Source organism: Enterobacter soli ATCC BAA-2102 (assembly GCF_001654845.1).
GTDB classification, from domain to species: domain Bacteria; phylum Pseudomonadota; class Gammaproteobacteria; order Enterobacterales; family Enterobacteriaceae; genus Enterobacter; species Enterobacter soli.
Genome location: NZ_LXES01000049.1, coordinates 79,450 through 95,091, shown reverse-complemented (window position 1 = coordinate 95,091; position 15,642 = coordinate 79,450). Strand labels below are relative to the sequence as shown.

17 protein-coding genes and 1 other annotated feature are annotated in these 15,642 nt (G+C 53.9%); of the genes, 7 read left to right on the top strand and 10 right to left on the bottom strand.

Translation table 11 applies throughout. The features are described 5' to 3' along the window. Window positions 1-34 precede the first annotated feature (34 nt). From hisIE to hisL, 9 genes are all read right to left on the bottom strand, one after another. Window positions 35-646 (bottom strand): bifunctional phosphoribosyl-AMP cyclohydrolase/phosphoribosyl-ATP diphosphatase HisIE, encoded by a 612-nt coding sequence (gene hisIE, locus M987_RS20130; protein WP_014070907.1) that lies wholly within the window; start codon window positions 644-646, stop codon window positions 35-37. Beyond that, on the bottom strand, window positions 640-1,416 hold the full coding sequence (gene hisF, locus M987_RS20125; RefSeq protein WP_014070906.1) for an imidazole glycerol phosphate synthase subunit HisF: 777 nt from the start codon (window positions 1,414-1,416) through the stop codon (window positions 640-642). Before hisF ends, hisIE begins: the two co-directional genes overlap by 7 nt. Beyond that, the gene (hisA, locus tag M987_RS20120; protein WP_014070905.1) at window positions 1,398-2,135 is read right to left on the bottom strand and encodes a 1-(5-phosphoribosyl)-5-[(5-phosphoribosylamino)methylideneamino]imidazole-4-carboxamide isomerase; all 738 of its coding nucleotides are present in this window, start codon (window positions 2,133-2,135) and stop codon (window positions 1,398-1,400) included. Before hisA ends, hisF begins: the two co-directional genes overlap by 19 nt. Then, a complete protein-coding gene (gene hisH / locus M987_RS20115) occupies window positions 2,135-2,725 on the bottom strand; it encodes an imidazole glycerol phosphate synthase subunit HisH (protein WP_014070904.1) in 591 nt (196 codons plus the stop codon). Before hisH ends, hisA begins: the two co-directional genes overlap by 1 nt. Then, entirely contained in the window at window positions 2,725-3,792 is a 1,068-nt protein-coding gene (gene hisB / locus M987_RS20110) for a bifunctional histidinol-phosphatase/imidazoleglycerol-phosphate dehydratase HisB (RefSeq protein WP_014070903.1), read from the bottom strand. Before hisB ends, hisH begins: the two co-directional genes overlap by 1 nt. Continuing rightward, window positions 3,789-4,850 carry a histidinol-phosphate transaminase gene (gene hisC / locus M987_RS20105; RefSeq protein ID WP_014070902.1) on the bottom strand — a complete coding sequence of 354 codons (1,062 nt, stop codon included), beginning with the start codon at window positions 4,848-4,850 and terminating at the stop codon, window positions 3,789-3,791. Before hisC ends, hisB begins: the two co-directional genes overlap by 4 nt. Beyond that, a complete protein-coding gene (hisD, locus tag M987_RS20100) occupies window positions 4,847-6,151 on the bottom strand; it encodes a histidinol dehydrogenase (protein ID WP_014070901.1) in 1,305 nt (434 codons plus the stop codon). The genes hisC and hisD overlap by 4 nt, the downstream gene beginning before the upstream one ends. 5 nt (window positions 6,152-6,156) lie before the next feature. Next, on the bottom strand, window positions 6,157-7,056 hold the full coding sequence (hisG, locus tag M987_RS20095) for an ATP phosphoribosyltransferase (protein WP_014070900.1): 900 nt from the start codon (window positions 7,054-7,056) through the stop codon (window positions 6,157-6,159). 45 nt (window positions 7,057-7,101) lie between these two features. Further along, window positions 7,102-7,225: a sequence feature (His leader region), on the bottom strand. Next, window positions 7,201-7,251, bottom strand: a complete 51-nt coding sequence (gene hisL / locus M987_RS24770; RefSeq protein WP_001364200.1) for a his operon leader peptide — start codon at window positions 7,249-7,251, stop codon at window positions 7,201-7,203. It overlaps the preceding feature by 25 nt. 175 nt (window positions 7,252-7,426) lie before the next feature. Between hisL and M987_RS20090 the strand changes: the two genes are divergently transcribed. From M987_RS20090 to M987_RS20080, 4 genes are all read left to right on the top strand, one after another. After that, window positions 7,427-8,251: an SDR family oxidoreductase gene (locus tag M987_RS20090; protein ID WP_014070899.1), complete on the top strand. Its 825-nt coding sequence runs from the start codon at window positions 7,427-7,429 to the stop codon at window positions 8,249-8,251. A gap of 38 nt (window positions 8,252-8,289) precedes the next feature. Continuing rightward, window positions 8,290-9,219, top strand: a complete 930-nt coding sequence (locus M987_RS20085; RefSeq protein WP_041162250.1) for a LysR substrate-binding domain-containing protein — start codon at window positions 8,290-8,292, stop codon at window positions 9,217-9,219. 220 nt (window positions 9,220-9,439) lie between these two features. Continuing rightward, a complete protein-coding gene (yoeI, locus tag M987_RS24765; protein ID WP_128738933.1) occupies window positions 9,440-9,502 on the top strand; it encodes a membrane protein YoeI in 63 nt (20 codons plus the stop codon). Next, entirely contained in the window at window positions 9,492-10,850 is a 1,359-nt protein-coding gene (locus M987_RS20080) for an APC family permease (RefSeq protein WP_014070897.1), read from the top strand. The genes yoeI and M987_RS20080 overlap by 11 nt, the downstream gene beginning before the upstream one ends. Window positions 10,851-10,934: 84 nt before the next feature. Here M987_RS20080 and sbcB read toward each other — a convergent pair whose 3' ends face one another. Continuing rightward, the gene (gene sbcB / locus M987_RS20075; protein ID WP_014070896.1) at window positions 10,935-12,359 is read right to left on the bottom strand and encodes an exodeoxyribonuclease I; all 1,425 of its coding nucleotides are present in this window, start codon (window positions 12,357-12,359) and stop codon (window positions 10,935-10,937) included. Between the two features lie 203 nt (window positions 12,360-12,562). On the opposite strand from sbcB, the gene dacD reads away from it, so the two are divergent. The 3 genes from dacD (at window position 12,563) to M987_RS20060 (ending at window position 15,491) form a co-directional block, all read left to right on the top strand. Beyond that, window positions 12,563-13,735, top strand: coding sequence for a serine-type D-Ala-D-Ala carboxypeptidase DacD (gene dacD / locus M987_RS20070; protein WP_140418969.1), 1,173 nt, complete (start codon window positions 12,563-12,565; stop codon window positions 13,733-13,735). A gap of 131 nt (window positions 13,736-13,866) precedes the next feature. Beyond that, complete coding sequence (gene sbmC / locus M987_RS20065) at window positions 13,867-14,340, top strand: DNA gyrase inhibitor SbmC (RefSeq protein WP_014070894.1); 474 nt, start codon at window positions 13,867-13,869, stop codon at window positions 14,338-14,340. A gap of 92 nt (window positions 14,341-14,432) precedes the next feature. Then, complete coding sequence (locus tag M987_RS20060; RefSeq protein WP_014070893.1) at window positions 14,433-15,491, top strand: FUSC family protein; 1,059 nt, start codon at window positions 14,433-14,435, stop codon at window positions 15,489-15,491. Window positions 15,492-15,642: the final 151 nt, after the last annotated feature.

Genomic DNA, 15,642 nt, shown 5'->3' with positions numbered 1-15,642 from the left:
TGACAAAAAAAGACCGGGTTTCCCCGGTCTTTTTTTATTTGTGGCGTTTACGCAGATTCTCGATAACCGCGGTTAAGTCGAGATCCTGGTCTTGCAGTAGCACCAGCAGGTGATACATCAAATCTGAGGCTTCGTTGGTCAACTCTTCGCGGTCATTTACGGTCGCCGCCAGAGCCGTTTCTACCCCTTCTTCACCGACCTTCTGCGCAATGCGTTTCGTGCCGCTGGCATACAGTTTCGCAGTATAAGAGCTTTGTGGGTCCGCCGTTTTGCGCTCCGCTAACAGCTGCTCAAGCTGATACAGGAACAGCCACTGGTGGCTGGCGTCACCAAAGCAACTGTTGGTGCCTTTATGGCAGGTCGGGCCAATCGGGTTTGCCAGGATAAGCAGGGTGTCGTTATCGCAGTCTGGCGTAATGCTGACCACGTTCAGGAAATGCCCCGAGGTTTCACCTTTGGTCCACAGGCGCTGTTTAGTGCGCGAGAAGAACGTGACTTTACCGCTGTCGACCGTTTTAGCCAGCGCTTCCTGGTTCACATATCCCAGCATCAGGACTTCGCCTGATACGGCATGTTGTACAACGACTGGCAATAATCCGTCAGTTTTTTCCCAATCCAGCTGCGCCTGTTGTTGCTCTGTTAACATACCCTTATCTCCACGCCCTGATTTGCCAGGTACGTTTTTAACTCACCAATATTGATAATTTGCTTATGGAACACGGATGCGGCAAGCGCACCGTCTACGGATGCATCGCGGAAGGCTTCCAGGAAGTGCTCCATGGTTCCCGCGCCACCGGAGGCGATCAGCGGCACATGGCACACCGAACGCACTTTTTTCAACTGCTCCAGGTCGTAGCCGTTACGTACGCCGTCCTGGTTCATCATATTCAGTACGATTTCACCTGCGCCACGTTTCTGGACTTCCTGCACCCAATCCAGCGTCTCCCACTGGGTTACTCGGGTACGGCTTTCGTCGCCGGTATACTGGTTAACGTGATACTTGCCCGTTGCGTCGTCAAACCAGGTATCAATGCCCACCACAATGCACTGCACGCCAAAGCGGTCTGCCAGACGGGTGATTAATTCAGGGTCGGCCAGAGCCGGTGAGTTGATGGAGATTTTATCCGCCCCGAAGGAGAGAATTTTGGCTGCATCTTCCGCAGACTTTATCCCGCCCGCCACGCAGAAGGGAATATCAATCACTTCCGCCACGCGCGCGACCCAGCTTTTGTCCACAACGCGGCCATCGCTTGATGCGGTGATATCGTAAAATACCAGCTCGTCTGCACCTTCATCGGCATAACGTTTTGCCAGCGGGACGATGTCACCAATGATTTCGTGGTTGCGGAACTGCACGCCTTTCACCACCTGGCCGTCACGTACGTCCAGGCAAGGGATTATCCGTTTTGCCAGCATTGAATCGCCTCCGTCACAGTAAATTTTCCTTCCAGTAAGGCGCGTCCAACAATCACGCCGCGAACACCCGTACCGCGCAGAGCGGCGATGTCGGCCAAATCCCCGATGCCACCAGAGGACTGGAACGCCACCTGCGGATAACGTGCGCAGACTTCGTCGTACAAAGAAACATTCGAGCCTGCCAGCGTCCCGTCGCGAGAGATATCCGTGCAAAGCACATGTTTCAGGCCCACCGGCAGATAAATATCAACCAGCTCCTCGAGCGTCATGCCGGAGTTTTCCTGCCAGCCGCTGACGGCCACCTGTTTGGTGCCCTGTTCGTCAATACGCACGTCCAGCGCCAGCACCAGCGCATCCGCACCGAAACGGCGGAACCAGCCTTTAACCATTTCGGGATCTTTTACGGCGGTAGAGCCAACGACAACGCGCGCCACACCCGCTTCAAGCAGGGCCGCAACGTCCTCTTCAGTACGCACGCCACCGCCCACCTGAACGGGCACATTCACGCCCGCGACCAGTTTTTTGAGCAGAGGGATCTGGCGTTTAGCCGGGTCTTTCGCACCGGTGAGATCCACCAGGTGCAGCACTTCTGCACCCTGCGCGGCGTAATCCTGCAAACGCGGCAGCGGATCATTGCCGTAATCACGTTGCTGCGCGTAATCACCCTGGTGGAGCCGGACGACCGTGCCGTCAATTAAATCTAATGCGGGAATAATCATCACATCTCCAGGAAGTTTTTCAGCAACTGCGCGCCTGCGGCACCAGAGCGTTCCGGGTGAAACTGCACGCCGTAGAAATTGTCTTTCTGAACCGCAGCGGTAAATGGCTCGCCGTAGTTGCACTGGGCAATGGTGTACGGGTTCACCGGCATGGCGTAGCTGTGCACAAAGTAGAAATAAGCACCGTCTTCAATGCCGCGAAACAGTCTGTCTCCTGCTTTCGGGTACACACGGTTCCAGCCCATATGTGGGAGTGGCAGACCGTGGTCGGTCATTTTCGGCACATCCTGATCGATAATTCCCAGCAGGTCGACGCCGTTGTTCTCTGCGCTATGACGACCCAGAATCTGCATTCCCAGGCAGATCCCCAGCACGGGCTGGGTACAGGCTTTAATCAGGTCAACCAGCTCACGTTGGTGGATCTGATCCATGGCTGTCTGCGCCGTGCCCACGCCGGGTAAAAAGAGTTTGTCGGCGCGTAACACCACGTCCGGGTCACGGCTGACCACAGGCTCATAGCCGTGGCGCGAAATAGCCGATTTCACGGAATTCAGGTTGGCGCATCCGGTATCCAGAATGACCACGTTCATTACAACACTCCTTTAGACGAGGGCAGGGCATCACCTTCCACACGAATTGCCTGACGAAGGGTGCGACCAAACGCTTTGAACAGGCTCTCTACACGGTGATGGTCGTTCTTGCCTTTGGTTTTCAGGTGCAGTGTCAGACCCATGGTGTAGGAAAGCGAACGGAAGAAGTGTTCAACCATTTCAGTGCTGAGATCGCCTACGCGCTGGTAGGTGAAATCAGCTTTGTATTCCAGATGCGGACGGCCAGAAATATCCAGCGCACAGCGCGCAAGGCACTCGTCCATTGGCAGAACAAAGCCAAAACGGTTGATACCGCGCTTGTCACCCAGCGCCAGCTTGAGCGCTTCCCCCAGCGCCAGACCGGTGTCTTCAACGGTGTGGTGATCGTCGATGTACAGATCGCCTTTTACCGCAATTTCCATGCGGAACCCACCGTGGGTGGCAATTTGATCCAGCATGTGATCGAAGAACCCGACGCCGGTGTGGATCTTGCTGCCGCCTTCACGATCCAGCCAGACCTTCACGTCGATCTGCGTCTCTTTGGTATTACGCTCAACGTGCGAGTAACGATCGCGTTTAGTCAGCTGCTCGCCAATCTGCGCCCAGTTGAGCTCGCTGCGGTTGTAGCGCAGGCCAGAAATACCCATGTTCTCAGCCAGAGTGATATCCGTGGCGCGATCGCCGATGACATAGCTGTTGGCTTTATCCAGCACGGCTTCTGCCAGGTAGCGCTCTACCAGTTTTGTCTTCGGCTTACGGCAATCACAGTTATCCGCCGGAAGGTGCGGGCAGATCAGCACCTCTTCAAATTCCACACCCTGAGAGGTCAGAATTTGCATCATCAGATTATGCGGGCCGTCAAAATCCGCCTGCGGGAAGCTGCTGGTGCCCAGACCATCCTGATTGGTGATCATCACCAGCTTAAACCCGGCTTTTTGCAATTTGAGCAATACCGGGATGACGTCAGCTTCAAAAGCCAGTTTGTCGAGACGATCGACCTGAAAATCAGTTGGCGGCTCGGCAATAATAGTGCCGTCACGATCGATGAAAAGGTACTTCTGGCTCATACTTTCTCCGCATTCAGGGCGTCAATAACGCGCTGGCTCTCTTCACGGGTCCCGACGGTAATACGCAGGCAGCCGCTCAGGGAAGGTTGTTTGTTTTGATCTCGTAAGATAATGCCCTGATCCCACAAGGATTTAAATACCGCGCTGGAGGCGATAAAACGCACCAGGATGTAATTTGTTTCAGAGTCGAAAACCTGTTCAACGCAGGCTATCTCTCTTAGCGCATTGACCAGATATTGACGCTCATTCAGGATTTGTGCGACGCGGCCGCGCATTGCCTCAAGCCCTTGCGGTGTCAGTGCCTGAGCGGCAATATCTGCAACCGGGGTAGAAAGCGGGTATGGTGCGATCACTTTCAACAGCAGGTCGATAACCTCTTTATTGGCCAGCGTAAAACCGCAGCGCAGGCCAGCAAGAGCAAAGGCTTTCGACAGCGTGCGCAGCACGACCAGGTGCGGGTACTCTTCGAGCCAGCCGGCAAGAGACGCCTGCGGGCAAAATTCAATGTAAGCCTCATCCGCAACAACCAGGGCTTTGCCACGGGTCATTTCCAGCAGCGTGCGGATGTCCTGTGGATTGATAATCTGCCCGGTCGGGTTGTTTGGGCTACAGACAAACACCACTTTCACGCCATCGAGGTTTTTCGCAATCTTCTCAAGATCCAGCTGCCAGTCGTCCAGCGCCTGCACGTTACGACAGGCCACACCGAAGGTTTCCGCGCTCACGCTGTACATGCCATAGGTTGGCTGGCAATACATGACGGCATCTTTGCCAGGCTCGCAGAAGGCACGAATAAGCAACTCAATGCCTTCGTCGGCGCCGCGGCTGACCAGCACCTGCTCAGGCTTTACGCCAGCATAGGCGGCATAGTTCTCAATAACGGCTTTTGGCTGGCACTCCGGGTAGCGGTTAAGCGTTTGCTGAGACAGCTCAAACTTCACCGCCGTCGGAAATTCGTTGGCATTCAGCCACACATCACCGTTACCGCCCAGGCGGCGCGCAGACTGATACGGAGTCAGTCGACGGACATTTTCGCGAGCTAATTCTTCAATGTTCATGCTTGCTCCTTCAGGGCTGCAACGCGCAGCGTAACGGCATTTTTGTGGGCGGTCAGACGTTCTGCTGCGGCCAGGGTTTCAATGGTGGATGCCAGGGATGCAAAACCTTCGCGGGAGAGTTCCTGCACTGTCATGCGTTTCTGGAAATCCGCCAGCCCCAGGCTGGAACAGGTGGACGTGTAGCCATAAGTGGGCAGCACGTGGTTTGTTCCGGAGGCGTAATCGCCAGCCGATTCAGGCGACCAGTCGCCCAGGAAGACAGAGCCCGCGCTGGTGATACCATCAACCAGTTCACGTGCGTTGCGGGTCTGAATAATCAGGTGCTCCGGGCCATACTGGTTAGAGATGGCAATACACTGCTCAATACTGCTCGCCACAATCAGACGGCTGGCGGACAGTGCCTGGCGGGCGGTGTCGGCACGGGGCAAATCAGCGAGCTGGCGTTCCACGGCTTCGCCTGTGCGTCTGGCCATGTCGGCATCCGGCGTCAGCAAAATCACCTGAGAATCGGGGCCGTGTTCAGCCTGAGATAACAGGTCGGACGCCACAAAATCAGGCGTTGCACCGCTGTCGGCAATCACCAGCACTTCGGACGGGCCGGCAGGCATATCGATTGCCGCGCCGTCCAGACGCTGGCTGACCTGGCGCTTGGCTTCAGTTACGTACGCATTGCCCGGCCCAAAAATCTTGTCGACTTTCGGGACGGATTCGGTGCCGAAGGCCAGAGCAGAAATCGCCTGCGCGCCGCCCACTTTAAAGATCTCCTGCACGCCACAGAGCTTAGCGGCATACAGAATTTCATCAGCAATCGGCGGTGGGGAACAAAGGACGACTTTCTGGCATCCGGCAATACGCGCCGGGGTGGCCAGCATTAATACGGTTGAAAACAGCGGCGCCGAACCGCCAGGAATATAGAGCCCCACAGAGGCTACCGGGCGCGTTACCTGCTGGCAGCGCACGCCTGGCAGGGTTTCCACATCAACAATTTGCAGCTTTTGCGCGGTGTGGAAGGTATCGATGTTTTTCACCGCCACGGCCATCGCCTGCTTGATCTCGTCACCCAGACGGCTGTTGGCATCCGCAATTTCTTGTTCGGTGACTTTCAGCGCGCCAACCTCGGTTTTATCGAACTTTGCGCTGTATTCACGCAGCGCATCATCGCCGCGGGATTTGACGTTGTTCAGGATCTCCGCCACGGTACGGGTGATACTCTCGGAGGCGGAAATCGCCGGGCGCATCAGCAGGTCACGCTGTTGCTCTTCAGTACACGTATTCCAGTCGATGATTGTGTTAAAGCTCATGGCAATTACTCCATCATCTTCTCAATTGGTAGCACCAGAATAGAGCTTGCGCCCAGTGCTTTCAGTTTTTCCATGGTTTCCCAAAACAGGGTTTCGCTGCTTACCATGTGCATTGCTACACGCTGCTGATCGCCCGCCAGCGGCAGAATGGTTGGGCGCTCAGCACCCGGCAGCAGGGCAATCACTTCATCCAGGCGTTCGGTTGGCGCGTGCATCATGATGTATTTTGATTCGCGAGCCTGAATCACACCCTGAATACGGGTCAGCAGTCTGTCGATAAGCTGCTGCTTGGCGCTGTCCATTTCGCCATCACGCTGGATAAGGCAGGCTTTGGAGCGGTAAATCACTTCCACTTCACGCAGGCCGTTTGCTTCCAGCGTTGCGCCGGTAGACACCAGGTCGCAAATGGCATCGGCGAGGCCAGCGCGCGGAGCAACTTCAACAGAGCCGTTCAGCAGACAGGATTTGAACTGCACGCCTTTTTGATCCAGGTAACGCTTCAGCAGGTGAGGGTAAGAGGTTGCAATACGTTTGCCATTCAGTGCCGCCGGGCCATCCCATGCTTCATCCGCGGGGGTGGCAAGAGACAGACGGCAACCGCCGAAGTCCAGACGACGCAGGGTGAAGTAGCGCGGGTCTTCACCCTGTGCGCGGCGGGTCAGTAACTCTTCTTCCAGCACGTTTTCGCCGATGATCCCAAGATCAACCACGCCATCCATCACCAGGCCCGGGATATCGTCATCACGCACGCGCAGAATATCGATTGGCATATTCTCAGCCAGGGCAATCAGGCGCTGAGTGTGCAGGTTGATTTTAATCCCGCAGCGAGCCAGCAATTCGCGTGAATCATCACTAAGACGGCCGGATTTTTGCATAGCTATGCGTAAACGTGAGTTATCTAACATTCTTTATTCCTCGTTAACCTGTTTTAACCTGTCTGAATTCAGTCCAAAAAAAAGCCCCCGGAAGAAGATCTTCCGGGGGCTTTCTCTTGCGTTCATGCACCACTGGAAGATCCAAACGTCTTCCAGCACACATCGCCTGAAAGACTAGTCAGGATGATGGTGATGATGGTGGTGTTTAAATTGAACGCGTGTCATAAATTTTCTCGATGAATGCTTATTCATTTGATGCCTTTTAACCTAAACCAGTTGCACCGCAGAATGCAAGGGCTTTTTTTGATCATTAATTCATTTCATATTGATGCTATGAATTGTGTGTTCTGCGGGGCTGGCGTAGCCTTAATACAGACGATTGAGAGTCAGGAGAATTCACATGAAAAAGGTCGCGATTGTCGGTTTAGGGTGGCTAGGAATGCCACTGGCAATGTCATTAGCAGCGAAAGGCTGGCAAGTGACCGGGAGTAAAACCACTGCGGACGGGGTCGAAGCGGCGCGGATGTGCGGTATCGATGGTATCGAACTGCGCCTGGAACCGGAGCTGGTGTGTGACGCTGACGATCTGGATGTGTTAATGGGCGTTGATGCGCTGGTTATAACGCTCCCGGCAAGACGCAGTGGCCCCGGTGAGTCCTTCTACTTACAGGCGGTACAAGAGATTGTCGATAGCGCACTTGCACACCATGTTCCGCGCATAATTTTTACCAGCTCGACATCGGTGTACGGTGATATCGATGGCACCGTGAAAGAGAGCACTGCGCGCCAGCCGGTTACCGCCAGTGGCCGGGTACTGAAAGAACTGGAAGACTGGCTGCATAATCTGCCCGGTACTCAGGTGGATATTTTGCGTCTGGCGGGGCTGGTGGGGCCGGGGCGTCATCCTGGGCGTTTCTTTGCCGGGAAATCGGCGCCTGACGGGCAACATGGCGTCAATCTTGTGCATCTTGAGGATGTCATCGGTGCAATTGAGCTGTTGTTACAGGCTCCGAAGGGTGGGCACATCTATAATATATGTGCACCCTCTCATCCTTCGCGACGCACATTTTATCCGCTGATGGCGCGTCAGTTGGGTCTTGCACCACCTGTTTTTGGTGATGCGCAGGGTGAAAGTAAAGGCAAAGTCATTGATGGCAATCGTATTTGTCATGAACTGGGATTTGAGTATCAGTATCCCGATCCGCTGGTGATGCCCATGGAATAATGCCATCAGCGGGGGGCGCACGCCGCTTGGGGGCGAACATGAAACCGTTGCTGGATGTTCTTATTATCCTGGATGCGCTGGAAAAAGAGGGGAGCTTCGCCGCTGCATCGGCGAAGCTCTACAAAACGCCTTCCGCGCTGAGTTACACCGTACATAAACTGGAAAGCGATCTGAATATCCAGCTTCTCGATCGCTCCGGGCATCGTGCGCGTTTTACCCGTACCGGACAGATGCTGCTGGAAAAAGGGCGGGAAGTTCTTCACACGGTGCGTGAACTGGAAAAACAAGCCATCAAGCTTCATCAGGGCTGGGAAAATGAGCTGGTGATAGGTGTTGATGATACGTTCCCTTTCTCTCTTCTGACGCCGCTTATCGAAGCGTTTTATCAGCGCCATAGCGTAACCCGGTTAATCTTTATTAATGGCGTCCTTGGTGGCTCTTGGGATGCGTTAACCCAGGGGAGGGCGGATATCATTGTTGGCGCGTTGCATGAGCCACCTCAACTGAGCGATTTCGGTTTTGCGCGGCTGGGCATCCTGGAGCAGGTATTTGCCGTTGCGCCTCATCATCCGTTAGCGCAAGAGCCTGAGCCGATTAATCGGCGTACCATCAGAGGCTTTAGGGCAATTGTGGTGGGGGACAGCTCACACCCTGAATATACGACGCCTTCGCAGCAGCTTGATTGCCAGGAAGCGATTACGGTATTCGATTTTAAAACCAAGCTTGAGCTGCAAATAAGCGGGCTCGGATGCGGCTACCTTCCGCGTTATTTGGCGCAACGATATATTGAAAGCGGTGCACTGGTTGAGAAACAGGTCGTCGCGCAAAGTAATAATGAATCTGTGTGGGTAGGCTGGAATGAACAAACCGCCGGGCTTGCAAGCGCCTGGTGGCGAGCCGAAATTTTAGCAAATAGTGCTATTGCTACGGTTTACACTCCACCTGATGTTGAGAAATCAACCGGTTAGTGAAAAGAAATTATTGTTGTGCTTCTCAATGTATTGCCTTTTGTATCTGGAATAGGGCAAAATGCGGCCGCTGCAAACAAATGAATAATCGACGATATAAAAGGCGTCGGTTATTTTTTTTTGCATGTACGAAACGAAACTAAAAACCAAGAGGCCGGGCTTCGTACCGGATAGATATTTACTAAAATCCGACAGTTGTTGTCGCTGAGGAATACAGAAAATGGGGCAATTTTTCGCTTACGTGGCGGTTATCACCGTAAAGGAGATTAACCATGTCGCTTAACGCAACTCCAAAAACCTCTCGCGTGGAATTACGTAAAACACTTACGTTGATTCCGGTTGTTATGATGGGCCTAGCCTATATGCAACCAATGACGCTGTTCGATACATTCGGTATCGTATCAGGCCTTACTGACGGTCACGTTGCAACGGCGTACGCCTTTGCGCTGGTCGCCATTCTGTTTACAGCGCTGAGCTACGGTAAACTGGTTCGCCGTTTCCCGTCTGCTGGCTCTGCCTACACCTACGCTCAGAAATCCATTAGCCCGGCGGTTGGCTTTATGGTGGGCTGGTCATCTCTGCTGGACTACCTGTTCATGCCGATGATCAACATTCTGCTGGCAAAAATTTACTTCGAAGCGCTGGTGCCTTCCGTACCATCGTGGATCTTCGTTGTTGCGCTGGTGGCCTTTATGACCATCTCTAACCTGCGCAGCATCAAGACCGTTGCGAACTTCAACACCCTGATTGTTATCCTGCAAATGGGCATTGTTTCCGTCATTGTTGGCATGATCATCTACGGTGTGTCCCACGGTGAAGGCGCAGGTACGCTGGCCAGCACGCGTCCGTTCTGGTCTGAAGGTGCGCACGTTGTGCCGATGATTACCGGTGCGACTATCCTGTGCTTCTCGTTCCTGGGCTTCGACGGTATCTCTTCTCTGTCTGAAGAGACGAAAGATGCAGAGCGTGTGATCCCTCGCGCCATCTTCCTGACCGCGCTGATTGGCGGCATCATTTTCATTGGTGCTTCTTACTTCCTGCAGCTGTACTTCCCGGATATCTCTCGCTTTAAAGATCCGGATGCGTCACAGCCTGAAATCATGCTGTACGTTGCAGGCAAGACCTTCCAGTGGGGCGTGCTGATCTTCTCAAGCGTCACCGTTCTGGCTTCCGGTATGGCGGCGCACGCAGGTGTCTCTCGTCTGATGTACGTGATGGGCCGTGACGGTGTGTTCCCGACCCGTTTCTTCGGCTACGTTCATCCGAAATGGCGTACTCCGGCCTGGAACGTGCTGCTGGTGGGTGCTATAGCACTTCTGGCCATCAACTTTGACCTGGTAACCGCAACTGCGCTGATTAACTTCGGTGCGCTGGTGGCATTTACCTTCGTTAACCTCTCCGTGATCTCTCAGTTCTGGATCCGTGAGAAGCGCAACAAAACGCTGAAAGACCACTTCAACTACCTGTTCCTGCCGGTATGTGGTGCGCTGACCGTTGGTGCGCTGTGGATTAACCTGGAAGAAAGCTCAATGGTTCTGGGTCTGATCTGGGGCGCTATTGGTCTGATTTATCTGGCTTGCGTAACCAAAAGCTTCCGCAACCCGGTTCCTCAGTACGAAGACGTTGCATAACGACTTGCCAGTAAATCTTTAGGCCCGCGTCAGCGGGCAAAAAAAAGCCGGAGACATCGCCTCCGGCTTTTTTATACCTGTCATTCAGACTATCTCTTGTGCGTACTGGAACAGGGCTTTCAACAGAGCCTGTTTTTCAGCATTGCCTTCGTACTGGTTATATAACGACTCAAGTTCCTGGGCGTAGTGCTGAAGGTACTCTGGTGTAAAGACGTTACGGCGATGCTGGAGCCAGCGTTCTTGCTCCACCTCATCCAGCGTACCGGGATAGTTGCGCGCCCGGTAATTAAACATCAGTTTCTCGATGCGTTTGTCAGCGAAGGTGATATCCAGCGCCGGCAAGTTACGCGGTTCGGTGTTCAGGATGATGTTCATGGCGGTGCGGTCCGCATCGCTGAAAAAGCCGTTATACAGTTGTGCATCGACGTTTTCAGATGCCACAAATGGCTCTGCTTCGGCAAAAATAGCGACCACTTTTTCGCGCACCTCTGGGTTTTCACGCAGCACTTTGAGGTTATCCAGGCAGTGCTGACGGTTTATCCCCAGCCGGTCGGCATCTTCCGGGCGCAGTGTATTAGCCTGCGCCAGTACCGGACATTTGTTGATGTGCACCAGTTTGACCGGAACCGCGGGCAGATCGCCGAGTTCGTTTTTTGGGGTATACAGCCGCTCGCGCAGCGTATCGCTGTCGAGCTCCAGCAGGGGTGAAATATCGCCCGCCAGATCGACCATAATCACCGCATTGCGATTGTCAGGGTGCCAGGCCAGCGGGGCAACCCAGCTGGTATTCCCGCGCCAGGCACCAAACATCCCGGAAATATGCACCAGCGGTTTCATCTGCGGGACATCAATCAGCGTGGTGAGCTTGTGTTTGCTGCGATGGCTTAACAGGTACTCAAACAGGCGCGGCTGCGCAGCCTTCACCAGTTTTGCCATGGCGATAGTGGCGTAAACGTCCGCCATCGCATCGTGGGCATTGCTGTGTTCAATGCCGTTGGCGCGAGTGAGGTGTTCCAGTCTGAAACTGGGCAAGCCATCGTCGTTTTCCGGCCAGTTGATCCCCTCCGGGCGCAGCGCATAGCAGGCGCGCATGATATCGAGCAAATCCCAGCGCGAATTGCGGTTCTGCCAGCTCCAGGCGTACGGATCGTAAAAATTACGGTAGAAGATGTTGCGCGTCACTTCATCATCAAAGCGGATGTTGTTGTAACCCACCACACAGGTATTCGGAACGGTGAACAGATCGTGGATGCGGCGAGCAAAGCCGGCCTCGTTAACCCCTTTATCCCGCGCTTCCTGCGGCGTAATGCCGGTCACCATCACAGCACCGGGCTGCGGCAGGTAGTCATCAGCGGGCTTGCAGTAAAAAACTTCCGGCTCGCCAATGATATTGAAATCTTCATCGGTACGGATGGCGGCAAACTGGGATGGCCTGTCCAGCGCCGGGTGGGTGCCAAAGGTTTCATAATCGTGGAATAAAAATGTTGGGCGCGCGGAAGAGTCAGACACCAGTAATACCATCCTGTTAAAAATTGACGCCACTATGGTAAACGATCGTGGTGTACAGGCCGAATAAAAAGCGCCCTGAGGCGCGAAATTTGCGAGATGGCTTCAGGTAAAACATGTTGCTTGTCACATTTTTTTGCAATTAAGGCAGGTAACGACATCAGAAGTCCCGTAAAAAGGTCAACGATTTTTAATGACCTGAGGATATACCGTTGAAACGCCGTCTGTTTATTGCTGTTTCTTTACTCGCTTCGAGTATCTCATCTGCGCTGGCTGCCGATCCGCTGGATTTTTCACCGCAGCCACCCGCTATCCAGGCAGGATCCTGGGTACTGATGGATTACACCACTGGTCAAATTTTAACGGCGGGCAACGAACATCAGCAACGCAATCCGGCGAGCCTGACAAAGCTGATGACGGGATATGTTGTCGATCGTGCCATTGATGGCCACCGAATTTCCCCGGACGATATCGTCACCGTAGGTCGCGATGCGTGGGCGAAAGGGAACCCGGTGTTTGATGGCTCATCTCTGATGTTCCTGAAACCAGGCGATCGTGTGTCCGTCCGTGACCTGAGCCGGGGCTTAATTGTCGATTCCGGTAACGACGCCTGTGTGGCGCTGGCAGACCATGTGGCGGGCGGCCAGCCGCAGTTCGTCAACATGATGAACGACTACGTGCAAAAGCTGAATCTGCGCGACACGCACTTCGAAACGGTTCATGGTCTGGATGCGCCGGGACAGCACAGCTCCGCTTATGACCTGGCGGTTCTGTCCCGGGCAATCATTCATGGCGAACCTGATTTTTACCATATGTATAGCGAAAAGAGCCTGACCTGGAATGGGATCACCCAGCAGAACCGTAACGGCCTGCTGTGGGATAAAACCATGAACGTGGACGGGTTGAAAACAGGGCACACATCCGGGGCAGGCTTTAACCTGATTGCCTCTGCCGTAGACGGTCAGCGCCGCTTAATTGCGGTGGTGATGGGGGCCGATAGCCCGAAAGGCCGTGAAGATCAGGCACGTAAGCTGCTGCACTGGGGGCAACAGAATTTCGATACGGTGCAGATCCTGCATAATGGTAAAAAAGTGGGTACAGAGCGTATCTGGTACGGCGATAAAGAGCAGGTAACGCTCGGCACGGATCAGGATTTCTGGCTGGCTTTGCCTAAAGCAGAAGTACCAAACATCAAAGCGAAATATGTGCTGGATAAAAAAGAGCTGGAAGCGCCGATTGCAGCGCATCAGCGAGTAGGGGAAATTCAGCTCTACGACCGGGATAAGGTTGTGGCGCACTGGCCGCTGGTCACGCTGGAAAGCGTTGATAAAGGGGGCTTATTCTCACGTCTTGGCGACTACCTGCACCACAAAATCTAACCGCGTGGGTTAACCGCTTTCAGTAGACTGGCAGGGATGCGAGTCTGCTCACATAATAAACACTCCTCATTTGTTGTGCATATAAAATCTGATTTATAGTGTATAAATATACAGTAATAAACGGAGGCAGCATGGACTACAGCATCAGGCAGCAACAGAAACGTAAAATCGCGGGCTTTCACCTGGTCGGGCCGTGGGAAAAAACGGTAAAACAGGGCTTTGAACAACTGGTCATGTGGGTTGACGGGCGTCAGATCCAGCCACTGGAATGGGTTGCTGTTTATTACGATAACCCGGATGTCGTCCCGGCAGAGAAATTGCGCTGTGACACGGCGGTAACGGTGCCGGAAGATTTTGCCATTCCCGAGAACAGCGAAGGGGTGATGATGACTGAAATCGCCGCCGGCGATTACGCTGTTGCTACTGCCAGGGTTGAGAATTTTGATTTTGCGACGCCCTGGTATCAATTCTTCAACTCTCTATTGCAGGACCACCACTATCAGTGTGCTCCTAAGCCCTGCTTTGAACGCTATCTGAACGATGGTAATGCAGACGGTTACTGGGACATTGAAATGTACGTTGCCGTTGAGCACAAAGCGGGTTAATCCTGGTAAACGCAGGGTTTTTCAGCCGGGTGTGATCCGCCCGGCTGAAAACACAGTACAATTGTGGTTTGCCGAGCTGCTGGAGAGCGGGTGTGCGTCCCGACAAATCATTAACGCCGTTTGAAATTCGGTTGTATCAACACTACCGCGTTGTGCATGGTTGCCGCATCGCGCTGGCCTTTGTACTAACTTTTGTACTGGTGCGCTTGCTGAATGTCCCGGAAGGGACGTGGCCGCTGATCACGCTGGTGGTCATCATGGGGCCAATCTCGTTCTGGGGAAATGTCGTCCCGCGGGCTTTTGAGCGTATCGGTGGCACTGTTTTAGGCTCTGCACTGGGTCTTATTGCCCTGAAACTGGAACTTATCTCGTTTCCGGTCATGCTGGCGTGGTGCGCCGGCGCTATGTTCCTCTGCGGCTGGCTGGCGCTGGGGAAAAAACCGTATCAGGCACTGCTGATTGGCATCACGCTTTCGGTGGTGGTGGGTGCCCCCGCGGGGGATATGACCACCGCGCTCTGGCGAAGCGGAGACGTTATTCTTGGCTCGCTGCTGGCTATGCTGTTCACCGGCATTTGGCCGCAGCGCGCTTTCCTGCACTGGCGTATTCAGATGGCAAACTACGTCATGGCCTTTAACCGGGTCTATCAGACCGGTTTTTCCCCTAATCTGGTTGAGCGCCCGCGCCTTGAAAAGCATCTGCAAAAAATCCTCAATGACGTGGTTAAGATGCGGGGGCTGATTACCCCGGCCAGCAAGGAAACGCACATCCAGAAATCTGTTTTCGAAGCGATTCAGACGGTGAGTCGTAATCTTGTCTGTATGCTTGAATTGCAAATCAACGCGCACTGGGCTTCTCGACCCAGCCATCTGCTGATGCTTAACGCACACACGCTGAAAGAGACGCAGCAGATGACGCAACAGACGTTGTTAACCATTGCTCACGCACTCTATGAAGGGAACCCGCAGCCTATTCTGGCGAACAGCGAGCGCCTGACTGAAATCGTTGCCGAGCTGAAGCAGCTTATCAACGAACGCCAGAGCGACAATGTGGCTGAAACGCCGATCCACGGCTATGTCTGGTTGAGCATGGAGCTGGCACGCCAGCTGGAACTTTTGTCGCATCTGATCTGCCGGGCGCTGCGCAAATAAAAAGCAGCCATCGCCTTATGTGACGCCTGCTGCTTCGATTCAGCAGCAATTGGGGTTATGATAGCTTTAAACGATATACTCATTGTCATTCGCGAGCGCTGTCAGTAAGGTTACTGTTACAACGGTTGCTTTAACGAATCCGAATCTCACA

Excerpts from the sequence above, each read along its gene's own strand:
- hisIE (WP_014070907.1), bottom strand. The coding sequence starts at position 646 with ATGTTAACAGAGCAACAACAGGCGCAGCTGGATTGGGAAAAAACTGAC.
- hisF (WP_014070906.1), bottom strand. The coding sequence starts at position 1,416 with ATGCTGGCAAAACGGATAATCCCTTGCCTGGACGTACGTGACGGCCAG.
- hisA (WP_014070905.1), bottom strand. The coding sequence starts at position 2,135 with ATGATTATTCCCGCATTAGATTTAATTGACGGCACGGTCGTCCGGCTC.
- hisH (WP_014070904.1), bottom strand. The coding sequence starts at position 2,725 with ATGAACGTGGTCATTCTGGATACCGGATGCGCCAACCTGAATTCCGTG.
- hisB (WP_014070903.1), bottom strand. The coding sequence starts at position 3,792 with ATGAGCCAGAAGTACCTTTTCATCGATCGTGACGGCACTATTATTGCC.
- hisC (WP_014070902.1), bottom strand. The coding sequence starts at position 4,850 with ATGAACATTGAAGAATTAGCTCGCGAAAATGTCCGTCGACTGACTCCG.
- hisD (WP_014070901.1), bottom strand. The coding sequence starts at position 6,151 with ATGAGCTTTAACACAATCATCGACTGGAATACGTGTACTGAAGAGCAA.
- hisG (WP_014070900.1), bottom strand. The coding sequence starts at position 7,056 with ATGTTAGATAACTCACGTTTACGCATAGCTATGCAAAAATCCGGCCGT.
- M987_RS20090 (WP_014070899.1), top strand. The coding sequence starts at position 7,427 with ATGAAAAAGGTCGCGATTGTCGGTTTAGGGTGGCTAGGAATGCCACTG.
- M987_RS20085 (WP_041162250.1), top strand. The coding sequence starts at position 8,290 with ATGAAACCGTTGCTGGATGTTCTTATTATCCTGGATGCGCTGGAAAAA.
- M987_RS20080 (WP_014070897.1), top strand. The coding sequence starts at position 9,492 with ATGTCGCTTAACGCAACTCCAAAAACCTCTCGCGTGGAATTACGTAAA.
- sbmC (WP_014070894.1), top strand. The coding sequence starts at position 13,867 with ATGGACTACAGCATCAGGCAGCAACAGAAACGTAAAATCGCGGGCTTT.